The following is a 23032-nucleotide window of genomic DNA, read 5'->3' on the forward strand; positions in this document are numbered from 1 at the left end:
CGATGCGGGACAGCCCTCAGCGGGCGTTGAAGTACTTCGCCTCCGGGTGGTGGATCACGATCGCGTCGGTGGACTGCTCGGGGTGCAGCTGGAACTCCTCGGAGAGGTGCACGCCGATCCGCTCCGGCTCGAGGAGCCGGGCGATCTTGGCGCGGTCCTCCAGGTCGGGGCAGGCGCCGTAGCCGAGGGAGAAGCGGGCACCCCGGTACTTCAGGGCGAACATGTCCTCCATGGCGGCCGGGTCCTCACCGGCGAAGCCGAGTTCGGAGCGCACCCGCGCGTGCCAGTACTCGGCGAGGGCCTCGGCGAGCTGGACGGACAGCCCGTGCAGTTCGAGGTAGTCGCGGTAGGAGTCCGACGCGAACAGGCGGCCGGTCTCCTCGCCGATGCGGGAGCCGACGGTGACGACCTGGAGGCCGACCACGTCCGTCTGGCCGGACTCCTCGGGGCGGAAGAAGTCGGCGAGGCACAGCCGGCGGCCGCGGCGCTGGCGCGGGAAGGTGAACCGGGTGCGTTCGTTGCCCTGTTCGTCCAGGATGATCAGGTCGTCGTCCTTGGACACGCACGGGAAGTAGCCGTAGACGACGGCGGCTTCGAGGAGGTTCTCCGTCTGGAGCCTGTCCAGCAGGCCGCGCAGCCGGGGGCGGCCCTCGGTCTCGACGAGTTCCTCGTAGGTCGGCCCGTCCCCGGCGCGGGACTGCTTCAGCCCCCACTGCCCCTTGAACAGGGCGCCCTCGTCCAGCCAGGAGGCGTACTCCTTGAGCTGGATGCCCTTGACGATGCGGGTGTCCCAGAACGGCGGGGCGGGCACCGGGTTGTCGGTGGCGACGTCGGAGCGCACGTGGCCCTCCTCGGGGCGCTCCTCCACCTGGGCGGCGGCACTCGCGCGGACGCGGCGCTGCTTCAGCTCCGGCAGGCTCGCCCCTGCCACGCCCCGCTTGACGCCGATGAGGGCGTCCATCAGGCGCAGTCCCTCGAAGGCGTCGCGGGCGTAGCGGACCTCGCCCTCGTACAGCTCGTGCAGGTCCTGCTCGACGTAGGCGCGGGTGAGGGCGGCTCCGCCGAGGATGACGGGGTAGGAGACGGCGAGACCGCGCTGGTTGAGCTCCTCCAGGTTCTCCTTCATGATCACCGTGGACTTGACGAGGAGTCCGGACATGCCGATGACGTCGGCGCGGTGCTCCTCGGCGGCCTCCAGGATCGCGGAGACGGGCTGCTTGATGCCGAGGTTGACGACGTTGTAGCCGTTGTTCGACAGGATGATGTCCACGAGGTTCTTGCCGATGTCGTGGACGTCGCCGCGCACGGTGGCCAGCACGATGGTGCCCTTGCCCTCCGCGTCCGACTTCTCCATGTGCGGTTCGAGGTGGGCGACGGCGGCCTTCATGACCTCGGCGGACTGCAGCACGAACGGCAGCTGCATCTGGCCGGAACCGAACAGCTCACCGACGACCTTCATGCCGTTCAGGAGGGTGTCGTTGACGATGTCCAGGGCCGGGCGGTCCTCCAGGGCCTGGTCCAGGTCGGCTTCCAGGCCGTTGCGCTCGCCGTCGATGATGCGCCGCTCCAGGCGCTCGTCCAGGGGCAGCGCGGCCAGCTCCTCGGCCTTGCCCGCCTTCAGCGACTTGGCGGTGGCGCCCTCGAACAGCGCCATCAGCTTCTGCAGCGGGTCGTAGCCCTCGGCGCGCCGGTCGTGGATGAGGTCGAGGGCGGTCCGCACCTCCTCCTCGCTGAAGCGGGCGATCGGGAGGATCTTGCTCGCGTGCACGATCGCGGAGTCCAGGCCCGCCTTGACGCACTCGTCGAGGAAGACGGAGTTCAGCAGGATGCGGGCGGCGGGGTTGAGACCGAAGGAGATGTTCGACAGGCCCAGCGTGGTCTGCACGTCGGGGTGGCGCCTCTTCAGTTCGCGGATCGCCTCGATGGTGGCGACGCCGTCGCCCCGGGACTCCTCCTGACCGGTGCAGATGGTGAAGGTCAGGGTGTCGATGAGGATGTCCTCCTCACGGATGCCCCAGTTCCCGGTCAGGTCGTCGATGAGCCGTTCGGCGATCTCGACCTTCTTCTCGGGGGTGCGGGCCTGGCCCTCCTCGTCGATGGTCAGCGCGATCAGGGCGGCGCCGTGCTCGCGGGCCAGCCGGGTCACCTTCGCGAACCGGGACTCGGGTCCGTCGCCGTCCTCGTAGTTGACGGAGTTGATGACCGCGCGCCCGCCGAGCTTCTGCAGCCCCGCCTCGATGACGTCGACCTCGGTGGAGTCCAGGACGATCGGCAGGGTGGAGGCGGTGGCGAAGCGTCCCGCGAGTTCCTCCATGTCGGCGACGCCGTCACGGCCCACGTAGTCGACGCACAGGTCGAGCATGTGGGCGCCCTCGCGGATCTGTTCGCGGGCCGTCTCCACGCAGTCGTCCCAGCGGCCCTCCAGCATGGCCTCGCGGAACTTCTTGGAGCCGTTGGCGTTCGTGCGCTCACCGATGGCCAGATAGGAGGTGTCCTGGCGGAAGGGCACGCTCTGGTAGAGGGAGGCGGCGCCGGGCTCGGGCTGCGGGCTGCGCTCGGGCGGGGTCACACCCCGGACCCGCTCCACGACCTGGCGCAGATGCTCGGGGGTGGTGCCGCAGCAGCCGCCGATCAGGGAGAGGCCGTACTCGCGGACGAAGGTCTCCTGGGCGTCGGCGAGTTCCGGGGCGGTGAGCGGGTAGTAGGCGCCGTCCTTGGTGAGTTGGGGCAGCCCCGCGTTCGGCATGCAGGACAGGGGGATGCGCGAGTGGCGCGCCAGGTAGCGCAGGTGCTCGCTCATCTCGGCGGGGCCGGTGGCGCAGTTCAGGCCGATCATGTCGATGCCGAGCGGTTCGAGCGCGGTGAGCGCGGCGCCGATCTCGGAGCCGAGCAGCATCGTGCCGGTGGTCTCCACGGTCACCGACACGATCAGCGGGACGGTGAAGCCGAGGCTGTCCAGGGCACGCCGGGCGCCGAGCACGGACGCCTTGGTCTGGAGCAGGTCCTGGGTGGTCTCGATGAGCAGGGCGTCGGCGCCGCCGGTGACCAGCCCTTCCGCGTTGCGCTGGTAGGCGTCGCGCAGCGTGGTGTACGGGGCGTGGCCGAGGGTGGGCAGCTTGGTGCCGGGTCCCATGGAGCCGAGGACCCAGCGCTGCCTGCCGTCGCGCGCGGTGAAGCCGTCGGCGACCTCGCGGGCGACGCGGGCGCCGGCCTCGGAGAGTTCGTGGACGCGCTCGGCGATGTCGTACTCGCCGAGCGCGGAGTGGTTGGCCCCGAAGGTGTTGGTCTCGACGCAGTCGACGCCCACGGCGTAGTACGCCTCGTGGACGGAGCGGACGATGTCGGGGCGGGTCAGGTTGAGGATCTCGTTGCAGCCCTCCAGGCCCTGGAAGTCCTCCAGGGTCGGGTCCTGGGCCTGGAGCATCGTGCCCATCGCTCCGTCGGCGACCACGACACGGGCGGCGAGGGCTTCCCTGAGGGCTTCGATTCGGGTCCGGCTGTCCGTCGGGGCGGACGATCGGGCGTCGGAGACGGAGGAAGGGGACGAGTTCGGCTGCGAGGCCATGGAAGATGCTCCCTGGAGTGCGACGGCTGTCGGCTTTGCGCTTCCCACGGAAGGCGCACGCCGCCAGGGTAGCCCGGAGCGCGTCACGCCGTCGGAGGCGTCCACGAGCCGGACGGGTGCGACCTGGACGGCCCGTCGGAGGATTTCGTCCGAACGGATGGCGACCACCCATTAGCAAGACGACGGTCCTGACCGGTAGTGTTCGGCATTGCCGAACGCCGGTTGACGTATGACGGCCGGTGACGGGAGAGGACGGAGGGCGGAACGGGGATGGCACGGAACATCCAGTCGCTCGAACGAGCGGCCGCGATGCTGCGACTGCTCGCGGGCGGCGAGCGGCGGCTCGGCCTGTCCGACATCGCGTCCTCCCTGGGCCTGGCCAAAGGCACGGCCCACGGCATACTCCGCACACTCCAGCAGGAGGGGTTCGTCGAGCAGGAGGCGGCCTCGGGCCGCTATCAGCTCGGTGCCGAACTGCTGCGACTGGGCACCACCTACCTCGACGTCCACGAACTGAGGGCCCGGGCCCTGGTGTGGACGGACGACCTGGCCCGCTCCAGCGGCGAGAGCGTCCACGTGGGGGTGCTGCACCAGCAGGGCGTGCTGATCGTGCACCACGTCTTCAGGCCCGACGACAGCAGGCAGGTCCTGGAGATCGGGGCCATGCAGCCGCTGCACTGCACGGCGCTCGGCAAGGTGCTCTCCGCGTACGACCCGGTCGCGCACAGCGAGGCCCTGGAGGCGGAGCGGAAGCCGTTCACGGACCGGACGGTGTGCGATCCGGCGGACTTCGAGCAGGTCCTGGACCTGACCCGGGCCCGCGGGTACGCGGCCGACGTCGAGGAGACCTGGACCGGCGTCGCCTCGGTCGCCGCGCCGATCCACGACCGGCGGCGGATGCCGGTCGGCGCGGTGGGCATCACCGGCGCCGTCGAACGCCTGTGCAGGGACGGCGAGCTGCGGCCGGAGATGATCGCGGCGGTCCGCGACTGCGCCCGCGCGGTGTCACGGGACCTGGGCGCCGGTCGGTTCTGAGCCCTGCCCGGGTTCCTCGTCCCACATCCGGAATCGAAGGTTCCGAATCTCACATCCCCACGCCCGCGGGGCCGGCCCGCCGCGCCGTGACGCCCTCTCCACGCAAGCGGAAGGTGAACGGCGGGGCCCCCGCGGCCGAACCGCCCCTCCCCCGCCCCCGTGGGCGCCCCACCCCCTCGACCAGGGGGTACGGCCCCCTGACGTGCCTGCTCGCGCGTGGTGCGTCCGTTCGGGGGGCAGAACCTTCCAGGCGATCAGTAACGATCGGGCTTTCGATTGTCGAAGTCTTGACGTCCCGCTGAACCGGAAGCGAGACTCCCGTCCATCGGTCGGCATTGTCGAACACCTACCGGCAATACGCGCTAGAGTGTGGCAACGCCAAGGGCCGGGATCGCTCTCACCCCCGAGGGCGCGGACCACCGGAGGGACCCGGGGTTCGCCTTCCCCTGGACGAAGGACAAAGGAGTCGCGGGTGTCCAGCTCCGACATCTTCATCGGCGAGACCATCGGTACCGCCATACTCATCCTGCTTGGCGGCGGCGTCTGTGCCGCCGTGACGCTGAAGGCCTCCAAGGCCCGCAACGCCGGCTGGCTGGCCATCACCTTCGGGTGGGGCTTCGCCGTTCTCACGGCCGTCTACACCTCGGCACCCCTGTCGGGTGCGCAACTGAACCCGGCCGTGACGCTGGCGCTCGCCATCAAGGACGGCGCCTGGGGCAACGTCCCGTACTACTGGGGCGGACAGCTGCTCGGCGCCATGATCGGCGCGGCTCTCGTGTGGATCGTCTACTACGGCCAGTTCCAGGCCCACCTCACCGACAGCGAGATCGTCGGTGGACCGGGCGCGCAGGACACCAAGGCCGCCGAGGCCCGGGAGGCCGCGGCCGGCCCGGTGCTCGGCATCTTCTCGACCGGCCCCGAGATCCGCAACGCGGTGATGAACCTCGCGACGGAGATCATCGGCACGGTCGTGCTGGTCCTCGCCGTGCTCACGCAGGGCCTGAACGACAAGGGCAACGGCCTCGGCACCCTTGGCGCCCTGATCACCGCCCTGGTCGTCGTCTCCATCGGTCTGTCGCTCGGCGGCCCGACCGGATACGCGATCAACCCCGCCCGCGACCTCGGTCCGCGCATCGTGCACGCTCTTCTTCCCCTGCCCAACAAGGGTGGCTCCGACTGGGGTTACGCCTGGGTCCCCGTCGTCGGCCCGCTGGTCGGCGGCGCGATCGCCGCAGGCATATACAACGTCGCCTTCGCCTGAGAAGACTGATTCCCTCCGGGCATCGCCCTCAGCACGACGTCACACCGTACTGAGCACTCAGCACCGCGCCGTAAGAACCGCCCCGTCACACACGGACTCAGGAATTTCAGGAGCAGACAGTGACCGACGCACACACCGCCGGCCCGTTCATCGCCGCCATCGACCAGGGCACGACGTCCTCGCGCTGCATCGTCTTCGACCGGGACGGCCGTATCGTCTCCGTCGACCAGAAGGAGCACGAGCAGATCTTCCCGAAGCCGGGCTGGGTCGAGCACGACGCCACCGAGATCTGGACCAACGTCCAGGAGGTCGTCGCCGGAGCCGTCGAGAAGGCCGGGATCACCCGCGACGACATCAAGGCCATCGGCATCACCAACCAGCGCGAGACCACCGTGCTGTGGGACAGGCACACCGGTGAGCCCGTCCACAACGCCATCGTCTGGCAGGACACCCGCACCGACGGGCTCTGCAAGGAGCTGGGCCGCAACGTCGGCCAGGACCGCTTCCGCCGGGAGACCGGCCTGCCGCTGGCCTCGTACTTCGCGGGCCCCAAGGCGCGCTGGCTGCTCGACAACGTCGAGGGCCTGCGGGAGCGCGCCGAGGCCGGCGACATCCTCTTCGGCACCATGGACACCTGGGTCATCTGGAACCTGACCGGTGGTACCGACGGCGGCAAGCACGTCACCGACGTGACCAACGCCTCCCGCACCATGCTGATGAACCTGCACAACCTGGCGTGGGACGACAAGATCTGCGAGTCCATCGGCGTCCCGACGGCGATGCTGCCCGAGATCCGCTCCTCCGCCGAGGTGTACGGCGAGATCACCGGCGGCCGCCTCGGCGACCTGCTCGGCGGCATCCCGGTCGCCTCCGCGCTCGGCGACCAGCAGGCGGCCCTGTTCGGCCAGACCTGCTTCTCCGAGGGCGAGGCCAAGTCCACCTACGGCACCGGCACCTTCATGCTGATGAACACCGGCGAGAAGGTCATCAACTCCTACTCGGGCCTGCTGACCACGGTCGGCTACCGGATCGGCGACCAGAAGCCGGTCTACGCCCTGGAGGGCTCGATCGCCGTCACCGGCTCCCTGGTGCAGTGGATGCGCGACCAGATGGGCCTGGTCAAGACCGCCGCGGAGATCGAGACGCTCGCGCTCTCGGTCGAGGACAACGGCGGCGCCTACTTCGTGCCGGCCTTCTCCGGCCTGTTCGCCCCGTACTGGCGCTCCGACGCCCGCGGTGTGATCTCCGGCCTGACCCGGTACGTCACCAAGGCGCACCTGGCCCGCGCCGTCCTGGAGGCCACGGCCTGGCAGACCCGCGAGATCACCGACGCCATGACCAAGGACTCCGGCGTCGAGCTGTCGGCGCTCAAGGTCGACGGCGGCATGACCTCCAACAACCTGCTGATGCAGACCCTGTCCGACGTCCTGGACGCGCCGGTGGTGCGTCCGATGGTCGCCGAGACCACCTGCCTCGGCGCCGCCTACGCCGCCGGTCTCGCCGTCGGCTTCTGGAACAGCACCGACGACCTGCGCGCCAACTGGCGCCGGGCCGCCGAGTGGACGCCCCACATGGACGCGGAGACCCGCGACCGTGAGTACAAGAACTGGCTCAAGGCCGTCGAGCGGACCATGGGCTGGATCGAGGACGAGGAGTAACACGCGATGACCACCCTGCAGAGTGCCCCGGCTCTGGGGACCCACCCGGCCCACGGCTCCACCCCGAGCCGCGCCGAGACCCGGGAGCAGTTGTCGAAAGCGACGTACGACCTCCTGGTGATCGGTGGCGGGATCCTGGGTATCTCCACGGCCTGGCATGCCGCGCAGTCGGGCCTGCGGGTGGCGTTGGTGGACGCCGGCGACTTCGCCGGCGCCACGTCCTCCGCCTCCTCCAAGCTGCTCCACGGCGGTCTGCGCTACCTGCAGACCGGCGCGGTGAAGCTGGTGGCGGAGAACCACTTCGAGCGCCGTGCGGTCTCCCGCCAGGTGGCCCCCCACCTGGCGAACCCGCTCACGTTCTACCTCCCCGTCTACAAGGGCGGGCCGCACGGCGCCGCGAAGCTCGGAGCGGGCGTCTTCGCCTACTCCGCGCTCTCGGCGTTCGGTGACGGCGTCGGCCACCTGCTGTCGCCCTCCAGGGCGCAGCAGGACGTGCCGGAGCTGCGCACGGAGAACCTCAAGGCGGTCGCCGTCTACGGCGACGACCAGATGAACGACGCCCGTATGGCGCTGATGACGGTGCGCGCGGCCGTGGACGCGGGCGCGGTCGTCCTGAACCACGCCGAGGTCACCGGGCTGCGCTTCACGCGGGGCCGGGTCACCGGTGCCGAGCTGAAGGACCGCCTGTCCGGCGACGAGTTCGGCGTCGACGCGCGGCTGGTGCTCAACGCCACCGGCCCCTGGGTCGACCACCTGCGCCGTCTGGAGGACGCGAACGCGGCGCCCTCCATACGCCTGTCCAAGGGCGCGCACCTGGTGCTCAAGCGCACCTCGCCCTGGAAGGCGGCGCTGGCCACCCCGATCGACAAGTACCGCATCACCTTCGCCCTCCCCTGGGAGGACATGCTGCTGCTCGGCACCACCGACGAGGAGTACGAGGGCGATCCGGCCGATGTCGCGGTCAACGACAAGGACATCACGCAGATCCTCGACGAGGCGGCGTTCTCGGTCCGCGACCAGCAGCTGGACCGCGATCTGATCACCTACGCCTTCGCCGGTCTGCGGGTGCTGCCGGGCGGCCCCGGCGACACCTCCAAGGCCAAGCGCGAGACCGTCGTCACCGAGGGCCGCGGCGGCATGCTGTCCGTCGCGGGCGGCAAGTGGACGACGTTCCGCCACATCGGACGCACCGTCATGAAGAAGCTGGAGTCCCTGCCGGGCCGTCCGCTCGGCGACGACTTCGAGCCGATCTCGTCGCTGCCCAAGCGCATGCCGCTGCCGGGTGTCGCCAACCCGCGCGCGGTCGCGCACCGGCTGGTGGTCGACGGTCCGGCGCCCGGCCCGCGCATGGCCGCCGACACCGCGAAGCACCTGGCGACGCACTACGGTTCGCTGGCCTTCGACATCGCCCGGATCGCCAACGAGAACCCGGAGCTCGGCGAGCGCGTCCACCCGGACGCACCGGAGATCTGGGCCCAGGTCGTCTACGCCCGCGACCACGAGTGGGCGTCCACGGCGGACGATGTGCTGCGCCGCCGTACGACGCTGACGATCCGTGGCCTGGCCACGGACGAGGTGCGCGGCAAGGTGCAGGACCTGCTCGGCAAGGAGTAGGCACCACCCGGACGCGAGGGGCGGCTCCTTCGGGGGCCGCCCCTCGCGGCGCTCGGTCGCGGCGGCGGCCGACGGTCGGCGGCCTGTGGCGATCATGGGTGTTCGAACGCCCCGTACGGGGCAGTCATCCGTTCACTCCCCCGTGCAAGGGGGCTGCGGGCTCCCCCGTGGCACGCCGTAAGGTTGGGACGTACGCGAGGGAACGTCGGAAGGAGGCGCTGGGTGATCGAGCTCGAGGGGGTTCCCGAGCTGGTCGACCCGGTCATGGTGGCCGCGTTCGAGGGCTGGAACGACGCCGGTGACGCCGCCTCCGCCGCGGTCGCGCACCTGGATCGGGAATGGAAGGGCGAGGTGTTCGCGGCGCTGGACGCCGAGGACTACTACGACTTCCAGGTGAACCGCCCCACCGTGTTCATGGAGGCCGGAGTCCGCAAGATCACCTGGCCCACCACACGGCTGTCGGTGGTCCGCGTGGGCGGCGACAAGCCCCGGGACCTGGTGCTGGTCCGCGGTATCGAGCCGTCGATGCGCTGGCGGTCGTTCTGCAACGAACTGCTGGGTTTCGCCCACGAGCTGGGCGTGGAACTGGTGGTGATCCTCGGCGCGCTGCTCGGCGACACCCCGCACACGCGCCCGGTCCCGATCAGCGGGACCACCTCCGATCCCGACCTGGCGCGCCGGATGGACCTGGAGGAGACCAAGTACGAGGGCCCCACGGGCATCGTGGGCGTCCTCCAGGAGGCGTGCACGCACGCGGGGGTCCCGGCCGTCTCGCTGTGGGCCGCGGTCCCCCACTACGTGTCCCAGCCGCCGAACCCGAAGGCGACGCTGGCGCTGCTGAACCGGCTGGAGGACCTGGTCGATCTGCGTATCCCCCTCGGCGATCTGCCGGAGGACGCGCGCGCCTGGCAGGTGGGGGTGGACCAGCTGGCGGCGGAGGACAGCGAGGTCGCCGAGTACGTCCAGACGCTGGAGGAGGCCCGGGACACCGCCGAGCTGCCGGAGGCGTCGGGTGAGGCGATCGCCCGCGAGTTCGAGCGGTATCTGCGCCGGCGTGACATGAACCCACCGGGTGGGCACGCCACGGCGGACGGCGGCGACGGCTCGTTCCGGCGCGACAAGGACGCCTCGGGCGGCCGTACGAAGCCTCCGAAACCGCCGAGGACCGACGACGAGGACGAGGACACCTCGGGGGACTGAGGGGCCGGCCCGGCGCCTCGGGGGCGGAACGCGTGGAAGCGGCGCTGGACGGGATCGGATCCCGTCCAGCGCCGCTTCCGTGCGTTCCGGGCCACGCCCGTCGTCCGTCAGCGGCGCCGTCGTGGCTGGTCGCGCGGTTCCCCGCGCCCCTTGGAGGGCGCTCCCTAGAGGGCCACGCCCAGCAGTGCGTCCACGGCGCGCGAGACCACTCCGGGCGCCCCCGTGTCGGTGCCGCCGTCGCGCTCCTGGAGCGCCGCCCAGCGGTCCACGGCGGCGAGCGCCGCCGGGGCGTCCAGGTCGTGGGCGAGCGCCTCGCGGAGCTCCTCCACGAGCGCCTCGGCGGGCGGGCCGTCCGGCCGGGAGACGGCGGCGCGCCAGCGGTCGAGCCGCGCCACGGCGTCCTGGAGCACCTGGTCGGTCCACTCCCAGTCGGAGCGGTAGTGGTGGGCGAGCAGCGCGAGCCGGATGGCCGCCGGGTCGACGCCGTCGCGCCGCAGCTGGGACACGAAGACGAGGTTGCCCTTCGACTTCGACATCTTCGCGCCGTCCAGCGCGACCATCCCGGCGTGGACGTACGCCTTGGCCATCGGGAACTCGCCGGTCAGCGCCTGCGCGTGCGAGGCGCCCATCTCGTGGTGCGGGAAGGCGAGGTCGCTGCCGCCGCCCTGCACGTCGAATCCCATGCCCAGGTGGTCCAGGGCGATGGCCACGCACTCGATGTGCCAGCCGGGCCTGCCGCGGCCCAGCGAGGCGCCGTCCCAGCTCGGTTCGCCCTCGCGGGCGGCCATCCACAGCATCGGGTCGAGCGGGTTCTTCTTGCCGGGGCGGTCCGGGTCGCCGCCGCGCTCGGCGGACAGCAGGCGCATGGCCTCGGCGTCCAGGTGGGACACCTGCCCGAAGTGCGGGTCGGACTCGACCGAGAAGTAGATGTCGCCGTCGAGTTCGTACGCCGCTCCGGCGTCCCTGAGGCGCTCCACGAGCGGCACGATCCCGGGTATGGCCTCCACGGCGCCTATGTAGTGCCGGGGAGGCAGCATCCGCAGGGCGGTCATGTCCTCGCGGAAGAGGGCGGTCTCCTTCTCGGCGAGGGCCACCCAGTCGACGCCGTCGCGGTCCGCGCGCTCCAGGAGCGGATCGTCGACGTCGGTCACGTTCTGGACGTAGTGCACCTGCCGCTTGGTGTCCAGCCACACGCGCTGGACGAGGTCGAACGCGTTGTACGTCGCCGCGTGCCCTATGTGGGTGGCGTCGTAGGGGGTGATGCCGCACACGTAGATGCGGGCGACGGGACCGGGGGCGAGGGTGACCTCACCGCCGGTCGCGGTGTCGTGGATCCTGAGGTCGCGGCCCTGGCCTGGCAGGGCGGGGACCTCGGAAGCGGGCCAGGCATGCATGCCCTGAGCCTAACCGGCCGGAAGTTCGGTGGACGAACCGGACGGTGCGTGTGACCGAGAAGGCACTCTTGCGTGGGGGCGGACGGTGTGCAGAGCGCGGGTGCGCGGTCAGCGCCCGTCGGCACCGGGCACCGGCCGCCGGGACTACACGGGGGGCCAGGGAATGGCCGGCCAGTCGCCGTTCGGCCGGGGGTGTCTGCCCGACTCCAGGAGGTCGTCGACGCGTGCCCGGGTGGCCTGGACCTCGTCGGCGGTGAGCAGCCCTGCGAGCCGCTCGGCCAGCGCCGCGCCCTCCCGCAGGTCCTCGCGCAGCCTCTTCAGCACCTCGACCGCCTCGCCCGTCAGCGGGTCCCCCGCCCATCCCCACAGCAGGGTGCGCAGCTTGTTCTCGGTGTTGAAGGTCACCCCGTGGTCGATGCCGTACAGGCGTTCACCGGCGCCGGGCAGCAGATGGCCGCCCTTGCGGTCGGCGTTGTTGATGACCGCGTCGAGCACGGCCAGGCGCCGCAGCCGCTCGTCGTCGGCGTGCACGAGCAGTGCGGTCCTGCCCTCCCCGACGTCGGCGAGGCCGATGGCCTTCCAGCCCTCCCCCGGCTCCTCGCCGTCCACCAGGGCGAGCAGCTCCGGCCCCGTACCGCCCTCGATCCACAGCTGGCACATGCCCGTGCCGTGGGGTCCCTCGCGCAGCACGGTGGGCGGCACCAGGCCCCAGCCGGTGGCCTCGGACACCTCGTAGGCGGCGACCTCGCGCTCGGCGAGCGTGCCGTCGGGGAAGTCCCACAGGGGCCGCTCCCCGGCGACGGGCTTGTAGACGCAGCCGGCTTCCCTGCCGTCGTGGGAGACCGTGCAGTACAGCGCCGTGTTGGACGCGTCGCGAATGCGCCCGACCACGGTCAGCTCGCCCTCGGCGAGCAGTTCGGCCGTGGTCACGCTCCGCGGCGGTATCCGTTCTGGCGCGGACATACGTGTCCTTCCGGGTCGAGCGGGAGGCTGCACAGCGGGCACGGCGGCCGCCCGGCGTTGACGACGTCGAGGGCGCGCTTGGCGAAGGCCCGGGCCTGTGCGCCGGTGAGGCGGACCCGGAGCATCGGGGGGCCGTTCTCCTCGTCCTGGAGCAGCCGTTCCTCGGCCTCGGCGAGGTCCTCCTCGGAATCGGCGTCCAGCTCGACCAGGGCCTGCGCCTCGACGATCATGCGCTGTTCGTCGCCGTCCCAGGCCAGGGCCATGGTGCCGACGCGGAACTCCTCCTCGATGGGGGTGTCCAGGGGGGCCGTGTCCGAGACGTCCGTGGGGGCCACCGCGGGCACGGGCGTACTGCCGCCGCTACGGCGCACCACCTCGTCGAGCAGTTCGTCCATGCGCTCGGCGAGCGCCGCGACCTGGGTCTTCTCCAGAGCGACGCTCGTCACCCGGGGTCCGGACGAGGCCTGCAGGAAGAAGGTACGGCGCCCGGGCAGCCCGACCGTCCCGGCCACGAAGCGGTCCGGGGGGTCGTAGAGGAACACCTGACGGGACACGTCCTGTCTCCATGGGATCGGGAACGGGACCGGCCGACGGAACCGGCCCGCTTCGGTGACTGACAACTACTGACAACTGCTGCGCTCGTGCGCCCGCTTCACCCTACTGCGGCCGACGATCACGGGGCGCCCGCGCCGCCCCCGACCGTGGCGTCGGAACCGGAGGGTTCCGCACGCGGCATGAGGGAGGTGAAATCGCCGGTGTCGCCGAGGCGAACGAGAAATGGCCTCAGACGGGTGTAACGGATCGCTGTGATGGAACACGGTTCCACGGAGATCCGCTGGAACAGGTCGAGATGAAGTCCGAGCGCGTCCGCGACGAGCGATTTGATGATGTCACCGTGCGAGCACATGAGGTACACCGCGTCGGCGCCGTGCTCGCGCTCGACCCGTTCGTTCCACTCCCGCACCGCCTCCGCGGCACGGGTCGCCATGGCCCGCATCGACTCGCCGCCGGGGAAGGCGGCGGCCGAGGGGTGCGACTGGACGACCTCCATCAGGGGCTCGTCGGTCAGTTCGCCGAGCTTGCGGCCGGACCAGTCGCCGTAGTGGCACTCACCGATCCTCTCCTCGGTGTGGGACCGCAGCCCGGGGCGGGCGTCCAACAGCGGCTGCACGGTCTCCTGGCAGCGCTGCAGCGGGCTCGCGACGACCTCGCGGATCGGCAGCCCGGCCAGGCGTCCGGGCAGGGCCGCGGCCTGTTCGGTGCCGCGCTCGTCGAGGGCGACGCCGGGTGTCCAGCCGGCGAGGAGTCCCGCGGTGTTGGCGGTGGAGCGTCCATGGCGGACGAGGAGCAACGTGGGCATGCCGCCCAGCGTAAACGGCCGTCTCCCCTGCCGGGGCGGTCACCGGAATGCACCACCCTTCACCTGACGGGAGAATACGCTCCGTGATCATCGACTGTGCCGTGTACCGCGACGGACGCCGGACCGAGGGGCCCGACGACCTCTCCGACGCCCTGGCCGAGGCGCGCGCCTCGTCCGACACCTTCCTGTGGATCGGTCTGCACGAGCCGACCGAGAAGGAGTTCGAACTGGTCACCGAGGAGTTCGGGCTGCATCCGCTGGCCGTGGAGGACGCGCTCAACGCCCATCAGCGGCCCAAGCTGGAGGTGTACGACGACTCGCTGTTCGTGGTGCTCAAGCCGGTGTCGTACGACACGGACAGCGACAGCGTCTCCACCGGCGAGCTGATGATCTTCCTCGGCGACTCCTTCGTGGTCACCGTGCGCCATGGCGAGAACATGCCGCTGGGGTCGGTCCGGCGGCATCTGGAGGAGCAGCCCGAGATGCTGCGGCACGGGCCGACGGGGGTGCTGTACTCGATCGCCGACTCGATCGTGGACCACTATCTGGAGGTGGCGACCGAGCTGCAGACCGACCTCGAGGAGGTGGAGACCGAGGTCTTCTCGCCCGCCGCGGGCGGCTCGCGCCACACGGCGTCGCGGATCTACACCTTCAAGCGGCAGGTCCAGGAGTTCCGGCGGGCGACGGTCCCGCTGGGGCCTCCGGTGGCGCGGCTGGCGGGCCAGGGCGCGTACGGGGCGCCGGTGCCGTTCGTGCAGGAGAAGTCGCGTCCCTTCTTCCGCGACGTCAACGACCACCTGATCCGGGTGAACGAGTCGGTGGAGGCGCTGGACCGGCTGGTCTCCGACGTCCTGTCGGCGCATCTGGCGCAGATGAGCGTCCGGCAGAACGACGACATGCGGAAGATCTCCGCGTGGGCGGCCATGGCCGCGGTGCCCACCATGATCGCGGGGATCTACGGGATGAACTTCGAGCACATGCCCGAGTTGCACTGGATCTGGTCCTACCCGGTGGTGATCGGGGTGATGGCGGCGCTCGAAGTCGTGCTGTACCGGACGTTCAAGCGGCGGGGGTGGTTGTGAGGGGCCCGGGCTCGCCCAGCGCGTCGCGCCGGGGCGGCATCACCAGGGTCACCATGCGCCGCCATCCGAGGAGCCGCTCGTAGGCGTACGCCGCCCGGATCGCGGCGGCCAGCAGCGCGGACCTGGTCCGGGACCAGCCGAGGACGCGGCCCATGCGGGCCATGACGGCGAGGCTGACGTCGCGGTGGACGCGGATCTCGGTGAGCGCGCACGCGCGCAGCGTCCGCTGGATGAACCGGCCGTGGCCGGCGTGAGCGAAGCGCAGCAGTTCCTCGTGGCAGTACGCGAGGTGGTTGTCCTCGTCGGCGGAGATCACGCGGACGGCCCGGCCCACGTCCGGATGCTCGGCGAAGTGCCTGCGGAGCATCGCCATCTGCTCGGCGGCACGCTGTTCGGTGACCCTGCTGTGTGCCAGGTAGGTGATGACGTCGGGCACGGTGAGCGGCTCGTCGCGGCGCAGCTTCTCGTGCGCGAGACCGATGCCGTGGCGCTCCAGGAGCATCGTGTAGTCGGTCTCCGGGGGCACCGGGACGGGGGTGAGGCCGCGCCTCCTCATGAGCCCCGTGAAGATCCGGCCGTGCTTGTCCTCGTCCGCGCCGTGGCGGGCGATCCGGGGAGTGAGCCGCTCCTGCCCCACCGGGACGAGTGCCGCGATGCGCCCGTTCTCCCAGCCGCCCTGCGACTCGCCGGCGGCCGCGATCGAGCAGAACAGCCGGAAGGACTCGTCGTGGGCGAGGATCTCCTCGAACAGGCTCTTGGCTGACAGCATCGCGCGCACCTCTCCGCGGGTCCCGCGGGTCTGCGGGGCTCCGCGAAGAACGAGTCAAGTGCGGGCCCGGACGGGCCGCAACAGCTGTGCGCGGCGCCTGAGCCGAACGGAGGACGGGGGACCCGTAACCCCCGGCGGCTCCGCGCGTTGTTCCCGGTGCCGGCCGTGGCGGGGAGGACCCCCGAGCCCCCACCACGGCCGCGGAGACCTCCCCGGCCAGGTCGCCCGGGTCAGCCCGGGACGCCCGGTCGCCGTGCCGGGACCCGCGTCGCGGTCAGGCCACTCCGGCGCGCTCCAGGGCCTCGGCGCCGGCGCGCAGCGCGGCGATCCGCTCCTCGAGCGTCCATCCGGCCGGAGCCAGGGTGAGCGTGGTGACACCCGCCCCCGCGTACTCCTTCATGCGGTCGGCGATGCGCTCCACCGAACCCAGCAGGGAGCAGCGGTCGATCATCTCGTGCGGCACGGCGGCGGAGGCGCCGTCCTTGTCGCCGGACAGGTACTTGTCCTGGATCTCGGCCGCCTCCTTCTCGTAGCCCATGCGCTGGGCGAGCTGGTTGTAGAAGTTCTGCTTGCGGCTGCCCATCCCGCCGACGTAGAGGGAGGTGTAGGGCCGGAAGGTGTCGGCCAGCGTCGCCAGGTCCTTGTCGTCGCCGAACGCCAGGGGCAGCGTGGGGCACAGGTCGAAGCCGTCGAGCGTCTTGCCCGCCTTCTCCCGTCCGGCACGCAGATGCCGCAGCGCGGTCTCCTCCAGGAGGTCGGCCGAGCTGAAGACGAGCAGGGCGCCGTCGGCGATCTCGCCGGTCTGCTCCAGGTTCTTCGGGCCGATCGCGGCGATGTAGACCGGGATGTGCTCGCGCTCCGGGTGGACGGTCAGCTTGAGCGGCTTGCCGGGGCCGCCGGGCAGCGGAAGCGTCCAGTGCTCGCCCTCGTAGGACAGGCGCTCGCGGGTCATCGCCTTGCGGACGATCTCGACGTACTCCCGCGTGCGGGCCAGCGGCTTGTCGAACTTGACGCCGTACCAGCCCTCGGAGACCTGCGGCCCGGAGACGCCGAGGCCGAGGCGGAAGCGGCCGCCGGACAGCGAGTCGAGGGTGGCGGCGGTCATCGCCGTCATCGTCGGCTGGCGGGCCGGGATCTGGAAGATGGCGGAGCCCACGTCGATGCGGTCGGTGTGGGCGGCGACCCAGGAGAGCACGGTGGCCGCGTCGGAGCCGTAGGCCTCGGCGGCCCAGCACACCGAATATCCGAGCCGGTCCGCTTCCTTGGCCACGGCGAGGTTGTCCGTGTCCATTCCGGCGCCCCAGTAACCGAGGTTGATCCCGAGCTGCATGCCCGATTCCCCTTACCGATCAGTAACGTGCCTTGTGGGCAGACCATAGCGCGCGGGCACCGCTGGTGGGGAGGGCTGTGGACAGGGTGTCGGACGGCCCGCCCCCACCGGAATCCGGTTGTCCACAAGCCCCCCACGCGGCAGGTCCAGGCCGTAATCTCGGCGTCCATGGAGCAGAGGCATCTCGGCCGGACCGGCCTTCGCGTGTCGCGGATCGGGCTCGGCACCCTGACATGGGGACGCGACACGGACGAGCACGACGCCGCGGAGCAGCTGAAGGTGTTCTGGGAGGCGGGCGGCACCCTCGTGGACACGGCGGACGTGTACGGGAACGGGGAGGCCGAGTACCTGCTGGGGCAGCTGATGGACGGTCTGGTGCCCCGCCGCGACCTGGTCGTCTCCACCAAGGCGGGCAGCATCCCCGATCCCGAGCGCCGCTCCGACGGTTCGCGCGGCCATCTGCTGGCCGCCCTGGACGCCTCGCTCACCCGTCTCGGCACGGACTACGTGGACGTCTGGCACCTCCACGCCTACGACCCCGACACTCCGCTTGAGGAGTCCCTCCAGACACTGGATCTGGCGGTCAGCAGCGGCCGGGCGAGATACGCGGGCGTGTCGAACTACTGCGGATGGCAGCTCGCGAAGGCGGCGACCTGGCAGCTCGCCGCGCCGGGGGCGAGGACACGCCTGGCCAGCGCGCAGATGGAGTACTCGCTGCTGCAGCGCGGCGTGGAACGCGAGGTGCTGCCCGCCGCCGTGGACCTCGGGGTCGGGCTGCTGCCGTCCTCGCCGCTGGGCCGGGGCGTGCTCACCGGCAAGTACCGCCAGTCGACACCGGCCGGCTCACGGGGCGCGTCGGACCACATGGCCCCGTTCGTCGAGCCGTACCTCGACGACACGGCGAGCAGCATCGTGGACGCGGTGCGCACGGCCGCCGACGGACTGGCCACGACACCGCTCCAGGTGGCCCTCGCCTGGGTGCGCGACCGGCCCGGCGTGGTCGCGCCGATCGTCGGCGCGCGCACCGCACAGCAGCTCATGGCGGCGTTGTCAGTGGAGACGCTTAGTCTTCCGGACGAGATCTGCCGGGCGCTGGACGATGTGTCGGCCCCGGTGCACCGCTACCCCGATCACGACTGGAGCACGCTGTGAGCACGGACCCGGAGACCACGCGGACGGAAGCCCGGCCGGCGGAGCCGGAGGACGGGACGACAGCGGAGGCGGCGACCGCCGGCGAGGAAGCCGCCGACCCCGGCGCGGGGGGCGAGGCACCGGAGGTCTCCTCGGCCGAGGAGGCTCCCGCGGCCGGCGAAGGCGACACGGACGCCTCCGGGGCCCGGCTGTCCGAGGCGGGGGCCGAGTTGGCCGCTCAGCAGGTCGAGCGGGAGCGGATCGCGCGGCGGAAGGCCGAGAAGGCGGGCCCCATCGAGGCGGGCGGCAAGCTCAGCGGGCAGGCGGCGGATCTGCTCGCGGCCGTACGGGCCGTCGAGAGCGGCCGGAATCCGCGGTCGAGTGTGTTCAGCGATCCGGCGCCCACCGCCGCGCCCCAAGGTTCGGCGCCGGCCCCGGCCCCGGCACCCGCGCCCGAGCGGCCCGCACAACCCCTGGCGCCGCCCACGTCGGCACCGGCCGCCGAGGCCGTGGGCGCCGTGCGCGGCGTGCTGGCCGAGGGGGGCGCCCCCGAGGCGCTCGCGTCCCGGGTCGCCGTGACGCTGGGCGAGACGGCGGACGTGCGCTTGCGGGAGGACCCCTGGCTGCTGCTGCGGGTCCCCGGAGTCCGGCCGGAGCAGGCCGACGGCTTCGCCCGTGCGCTGCTCGGCGCCGAGTGCCGCCCGGACGACGCGCGGCGGGCCTGTGCGCTGACGGTCTGGCTGCTGGAACAGGCGGCCCTGGCCGGGCACACCGCGCTGGAGGTCTCGGCCCTGGAGCAGGCGCTCGCCCAGCGGTCGGTACCGGACCCCGGGGAGGCCGTGCGGAGCGCCGTCGGCGACGGTGAGGCCCTCGCCTTCCAGGACCCCCTGGACCCGGCCGCGCGGGACGACGAAACGCGGGAGGCGGCGGACGGGGACGAGGAGGACCGCCCGGTGCGTGTCCTGGTCGGGCTCGAACGCCATGCCCTGGCCGAGGAGAGCCTCGCCGACCAACTGGCCCGGCTGATCACCTCGGTGCCGAAGGAGAGCGGTCGGGCCGAGGACTGGGAGCGGGCGGCCGGCTCGGCGCGGGGCTCCGCCGGTGAGCTCATCCGCGCGGTCGCCGCGCACGGCCTGGTGCTCCACACCGGCGGTCAGGCATCGCGCGCCGAGGCGGCACGGCTGCTGCACGAGGCGCGCGGCCTCGGGGTCCGCGCCTGGGCCGCGGTGCACGGCCCGGCCGCCCGTGAGGCGTTCGCCGAGTCGGCCGGCCTGCTCGCCCCGCCGGAGCCCACCGCCGAGCCGTCGCAGCCCGCGGTGGCCACGCTGGCGGGTCTGCTGTCCGGGGCCGAGGGCCCTGAGCGGGACGCGGAGGGCGCGCTGGACCTCGATCTTCTGGTGGTGCTGGACGCACCTCAGCTGGATGTCGAGACTGCCGCGCTGCTCACCGAGTCGCTGCCCGACGGGGCGCGCCTGGTGCTGAGCGGCGACCCCGGCGTGCTGTGGTCGGCCGGTCCCGGGCGGGTGTTCGCCGATCTGCTCGCCACCGGGTCCTGCCCCCGGATCGCCTCGCGGACCCCCGATCCCGGTCCGCTCGGCGAGTTGGTCTCCGCGGTCGGCATCGGTGAGCTGCCGCAGGTCGAGGCGCCCGGCAAGGAGGTCGTGATCGTGCCGGTGCGGGATGCCGGGGAGGCGGTGCACCGCACCGTGCAGCTGGTCGCCGACTCGGTGCCCAGGGCCATCGGCATCCCGGCGCGGGAGACCCAGGTGATCACGCCGGGCCATGGCGGGGCCGCGGGCACACGGGCGCTCAACGCCGCGCTCAAGGAGCGGCTCAACCCCGGTCCGGGGCGTTTCGGTGGCTTCGACCCCGGTGACCGGGTCGTCTACTGCCCGGCTCCGGGCCGGGTCCTTCCCGGCGAGGTCGTGCGGGCGGACGCCGAGGGGCTGCATCTGGAGTGCGCGGGCGCCCCTGTCGTCGTGGCGAAGGAGCAGGTCGAGCAGTCCGTACGCCACGGGTGGGCTCTGACCGCGCACCAGGCGGCGGGCCTGCGGTGGCCCGCGGTGGTCGTGGTCCTCCCCGGCGACGCCGCACCGATGCTCTCGCGCCCCTGGGTCTACACGGCGTTCAGCAGGGCGACCCGTCACCTCTCCGTGGTCCACGGGGTGGAACAGGCCCTGCCCCGGGCCGTCTCCGACACCCCGCCCAAGCCCCGCACCACCCGCCTGCCGGCCCTGCTCCACCCCCAACTGCCCCCTCGGCCCGAGGGGTCCCCGTAGCGCACCCGACGGTCCCCGGGCCCCGACCTGGGGCCCGGGGAACCGCGCGAAGCCTCCCGGCCCGCGCGCGACAGCCGCTAACGCTCCGCGTCCAACGGCTCCAGATCCTCGTCGTCCAACTCCGGCCCGCTCCCGAAGTCCTCCAGGTCGTCCTCCACCTCGTCGTCGAAGACGGCGCTGACGTCGAACCGGCACACCACCCGCTGCGGGTCGGCCAGGTCGAACGGGCTCTCCAGCCACTCCCCCGGCTCGGACGGCTCGTCCTCCGCCGCCACCCACAGCGTGGAGTCACCCTCCTCCAGGCCGAACTCCCGGTGCCGGGAGGCGATCTCGTCGGGTTCGAACTCCCCGAAGAGCACGCCGAGCGCCCCGTGGACGGTACCGGCCGACGACACCTCCCCGCGCTCCTGGTCGGCGGCCTCCACACGCTGTGCCTGCGCGAGCAGCCGATGCGGTTCGGCCACGGCGTAGTCCCGGCGGATCAGCACGCTGACCGCGTTCGGTTCCTCGGGGCCCGTGTACGGCGGCAGCGGCTCGTCCACACCCGGGATCTCGAAGGGCGTGACCTCGTCGTAGCGGTCGTACAGCAGCTCGTCGTACTCCTCGGCCGCCGCGGCCAGCTCGTTGAACGCCTCGTGGACGGCCGGGTCGTCCTCACCAGTCCTGCGCTCCACCGCGGCCAGGTGGCGGTCGAGCGCGGTCTTGACCGCCTCGGCGGCGGCGCGTACGTCGGCAGCTGTGGGCTGCGCAGCATCAGACATAGTGCAGACGCTATCCGTACCGGGCCGCAGCCCGCACAATAGATGCGATGCCGGAATACGAATTTGTCGATGTGTATGTGCCTCGCGGGGTGTCCCGCAGGGAGGCCACACGTCTGCTGACCGACCATGCCGAGTACGGACACTGGGAGCTGGACCGCCTGAGCCTGATGCGCGACGGCAGCCGCCGGGTGCGGCTGCGCCGCCGGATCATCCGCCAGGTGCGCGCCACATGGTGAGCGAAGGTGACGGACAACGGATCGGGCCCCGCCGCGGCGGGGCCCGATCTGTGTGTGTACCCGTGCTACCTGCTCGCGCGCGCCCTGCGGTAGAGCAGCGTGCCGCCGAGCAGCGCGCCCGCGCTCGCGGGCAGCAGGGTGCCCAACCCCTCGCTGCCGGTGTGGGCGAGCTGCGGGGAGGAGTCGCTCTGGACGGTGCCCTGCGCTCCGGTGTGGACGACCTGCGTCCCGCCACCGGGCCGCACCGGGGTGGTGGGCTGTCCCGGCTGGGTGGGCGTGCCGGGCGTCGTGGTGCCGCCGCCCGGAGGGGTCGTGGTGCCACCGGGGGGAGTCGTGGTGCCGCCACCGGGAGGCGTGGTGGTCCCGCCGCCGGGAGGCGTGCCTCCACCGCCGCCGTGTGACGGCGGGCAGTCGTGGCCGTGGTGGTGACCGTGCGGGGGCGTGTGGTGGTGGCCGCCGGGCGGGGTGACGACGTGACCGCCGTGACCGCCGCCGTTGCCGCAGTGGTCGCCCGTGGCTCCGTTGCCGAGCCCGATCACGTTCACCGAGTTGCCGCAGGCGTTGACGGGGACGTCCACCGGCACCTGCACGGTGTTGCCCGAGCCGACCCCGGGCGAGTGGTGGGTGTGCCCGCTCGCGTGGGAGCCGGTGGTGGCCCCGGTGTGGCCGCCGCCGGTGTTGCCGCAGGCGTTGCCCGCCGACGGGTTGAGCAGTCCGAGCACGTTCACGGTGTTGCCGCAGACGTTCACGGGGACGTGCACCGGGACCTGGACCACGTTGCCCGACAGCACGCCGGGTGAGTCGGTGGCCGATCCGATCGCCCCCGAGTCGGCGTGCGCGTAACCGCCGGTGACGGCGAGGACACCGGTCGCCGCCGCCACCGTCATCAGGCCCTTGCGGGTGACCTGTCGCATTGCTGATTCCCTCCCTCTACATGGACCTTCTGGAACGCGGTCCGCACCCTGCGGGGCGGACGCGCGGGAACCGCGGACGGCCCCGGAGTGCGTGAGGCGCACTCCGGGGCCCGCGCGCGGCGCGGCGTCAGCCGTTGACGCAGGTGTTGCCGAAGGCGGGGTTCAGCAGCCCGATCACCGAGATCGTGTTGCCGCAGACGTTCACCGGGACGTGCACCGGGACCTGAACGACATTGCCGGACAGCACGCCCGGGGAGCCCACGGCGGCACCCTGGGCGCCCGAGTCGGCAGCGGCCATACCCGCACCCGCGAGAACCAGACCACCGGTGCAGACGGCGGCAGCGACGACCTTCTTGATCATTTTTTCTTCCTCCTTGTTGGCAAGTGCGATCCAAGCCCCGGATCACATCAGCTGTAACGAGGAGGGAGTAATGGGGATACGAGCTTATGGTCGCATTCACCCGTCCCGGTCGGTCCCCG

At 71.9% G+C, this 23032-nt stretch carries 19 protein-coding genes; 9 read left to right on the forward strand and 10 right to left on the reverse strand.

The genetic code is table 11. The features are described 5' to 3' along the window. Positions 1–16: 16 nt before the first annotated feature. Positions 17–3565: a methionine synthase gene (gene metH / locus AB0C59_RS04715; RefSeq protein ID WP_363000985.1), complete on the reverse strand. Its 3549-nt coding sequence runs from the start codon at positions 3563–3565 to the stop codon at positions 17–19. Between the two features lie 270 nt (positions 3566–3835). On the opposite strand from metH, the gene AB0C59_RS04720 reads away from it, so the two are divergent. The 5 genes from AB0C59_RS04720 to AB0C59_RS04740 all read left to right on the forward strand — a co-directional run bounded on the left by AB0C59_RS04720 (position 3836) and on the right by AB0C59_RS04740 (position 10333). After that, positions 3836–4600 carry an IclR family transcriptional regulator gene (locus tag AB0C59_RS04720; RefSeq protein WP_363000987.1) on the forward strand — a complete coding sequence of 255 codons (765 nt, stop codon included), beginning with the start codon at positions 3836–3838 and terminating at the stop codon, positions 4598–4600. A 472-nt stretch (positions 4601–5072) separates the two neighbouring features. Then, positions 5073–5861 carry an MIP/aquaporin family protein gene (locus AB0C59_RS04725; RefSeq protein ID WP_363000989.1) on the forward strand — a complete coding sequence of 263 codons (789 nt, stop codon included), beginning with the start codon at positions 5073–5075 and terminating at the stop codon, positions 5859–5861. A 119-nt stretch (positions 5862–5980) separates the two neighbouring features. Continuing rightward, on the forward strand, positions 5981–7519 hold the full coding sequence (gene glpK / locus AB0C59_RS04730; RefSeq protein ID WP_363000991.1) for a glycerol kinase GlpK: 1539 nt from the start codon (positions 5981–5983) through the stop codon (positions 7517–7519). Between the two features lie 6 nt (positions 7520–7525). After that, positions 7526–9133, forward strand: coding sequence for a glycerol-3-phosphate dehydrogenase/oxidase (locus AB0C59_RS04735; RefSeq protein ID WP_363000993.1), 1608 nt, complete (start codon positions 7526–7528; stop codon positions 9131–9133). 222 nt (positions 9134–9355) lie between these two features. Beyond that, the gene (locus AB0C59_RS04740; protein WP_363000994.1) at positions 9356–10333 is read left to right on the forward strand and encodes a PAC2 family protein; all 978 of its coding nucleotides are present in this window, start codon (positions 9356–9358) and stop codon (positions 10331–10333) included. 164 nt (positions 10334–10497) lie between these two features. Here the strand turns inward: AB0C59_RS04740 and mshC are convergent, their stop codons facing one another. The 4 genes from mshC to AB0C59_RS04760 all read right to left on the reverse strand — a co-directional run bounded on the left by mshC (position 10498) and on the right by AB0C59_RS04760 (position 14050). Then, on the reverse strand, positions 10498–11727 hold the full coding sequence (mshC, locus tag AB0C59_RS04745; RefSeq protein WP_363000996.1) for a cysteine--1-D-myo-inosityl 2-amino-2-deoxy-alpha-D-glucopyranoside ligase: 1230 nt from the start codon (positions 11725–11727) through the stop codon (positions 10498–10500). A gap of 144 nt (positions 11728–11871) precedes the next feature. Then, on the reverse strand, positions 11872–12690 hold the full coding sequence (locus tag AB0C59_RS04750; RefSeq protein WP_363000998.1) for an SCO1664 family protein: 819 nt from the start codon (positions 12688–12690) through the stop codon (positions 11872–11874). After that, on the reverse strand, positions 12654–13244 hold the full coding sequence (locus AB0C59_RS04755) for a DUF3090 domain-containing protein (RefSeq protein ID WP_363001000.1): 591 nt from the start codon (positions 13242–13244) through the stop codon (positions 12654–12656). Before AB0C59_RS04755 ends, AB0C59_RS04750 begins: the two co-directional genes overlap by 37 nt. A 119-nt stretch (positions 13245–13363) precedes the next feature. Continuing rightward, positions 13364–14050, reverse strand: a complete 687-nt coding sequence (locus AB0C59_RS04760; RefSeq protein WP_363001002.1) for a histidine phosphatase family protein — start codon at positions 14048–14050, stop codon at positions 13364–13366. A gap of 83 nt (positions 14051–14133) precedes the next feature. Between AB0C59_RS04760 and corA the strand changes: the two genes are divergently transcribed. Next, a complete protein-coding gene (gene corA, locus AB0C59_RS04765) occupies positions 14134–15132 on the forward strand; it encodes a magnesium/cobalt transporter CorA (RefSeq protein ID WP_363001004.1) in 999 nt (332 codons plus the stop codon). Here the strand turns inward: corA and AB0C59_RS04770 are convergent. Together AB0C59_RS04770 and AB0C59_RS04775 are read right to left on the reverse strand one after the other, a co-directional pair. Then, positions 15110–15901 carry a ferritin-like domain-containing protein gene (locus AB0C59_RS04770; RefSeq protein ID WP_363001006.1) on the reverse strand — a complete coding sequence of 264 codons (792 nt, stop codon included), beginning with the start codon at positions 15899–15901 and terminating at the stop codon, positions 15110–15112. The two genes, corA and AB0C59_RS04770, sit on opposite strands and share 23 nt — an antisense overlap. Before the next feature lie 274 nt (positions 15902–16175). Next, positions 16176–17231 (reverse strand): LLM class F420-dependent oxidoreductase, encoded by a 1056-nt coding sequence (locus tag AB0C59_RS04775; RefSeq protein WP_363001008.1) that lies wholly within the window; start codon positions 17229–17231, stop codon positions 16176–16178. A 168-nt stretch (positions 17232–17399) separates the two neighbouring features. Between AB0C59_RS04775 and AB0C59_RS04780 the strand changes: the two genes are divergently transcribed. Next, positions 17400–18383 carry an aldo/keto reductase gene (locus AB0C59_RS04780; protein ID WP_363001010.1) on the forward strand — a complete coding sequence of 328 codons (984 nt, stop codon included), beginning with the start codon at positions 17400–17402 and terminating at the stop codon, positions 18381–18383. Further along, positions 18380–20641: an ATP-dependent RecD-like DNA helicase gene (locus AB0C59_RS04785; RefSeq protein ID WP_363001012.1), complete on the forward strand. Its 2262-nt coding sequence runs from the start codon at positions 18380–18382 to the stop codon at positions 20639–20641. Before AB0C59_RS04780 ends, AB0C59_RS04785 begins: the two co-directional genes overlap by 4 nt. Positions 20642–20718: 77 nt before the next feature. Here the strand turns inward: AB0C59_RS04785 and AB0C59_RS04790 are convergent, their stop codons facing one another. Continuing rightward, on the reverse strand, positions 20719–21402 hold the full coding sequence (locus AB0C59_RS04790) for a hypothetical protein (protein WP_363001014.1): 684 nt from the start codon (positions 21400–21402) through the stop codon (positions 20719–20721). 47 nt (positions 21403–21449) lie between these two features. Between AB0C59_RS04790 and AB0C59_RS04795 the strand changes: the two genes are divergently transcribed. Then, positions 21450–21638, forward strand: coding sequence for a DUF5703 family protein (locus AB0C59_RS04795; protein ID WP_053654750.1), 189 nt, complete (start codon positions 21450–21452; stop codon positions 21636–21638). Between the two features lie 65 nt (positions 21639–21703). Here the strand turns inward: AB0C59_RS04795 and AB0C59_RS04800 are convergent, their stop codons facing one another. Then, positions 21704–22552: a chaplin gene (locus AB0C59_RS04800; protein ID WP_363001016.1), complete on the reverse strand. Its 849-nt coding sequence runs from the start codon at positions 22550–22552 to the stop codon at positions 21704–21706. Between the two features lie 127 nt (positions 22553–22679). Then, complete coding sequence (gene chpH / locus AB0C59_RS04805) at positions 22680–22913, reverse strand: chaplin ChpH (RefSeq protein WP_363001018.1); 234 nt, start codon at positions 22911–22913, stop codon at positions 22680–22682. Positions 22914–23032 lie beyond the last annotated feature (119 nt).

Source organism: Streptomyces sp. NPDC048664 (assembly GCF_040650555.1).
Lineage (GTDB): Bacteria > Actinomycetota > Actinomycetes > Streptomycetales > Streptomycetaceae > Streptomyces.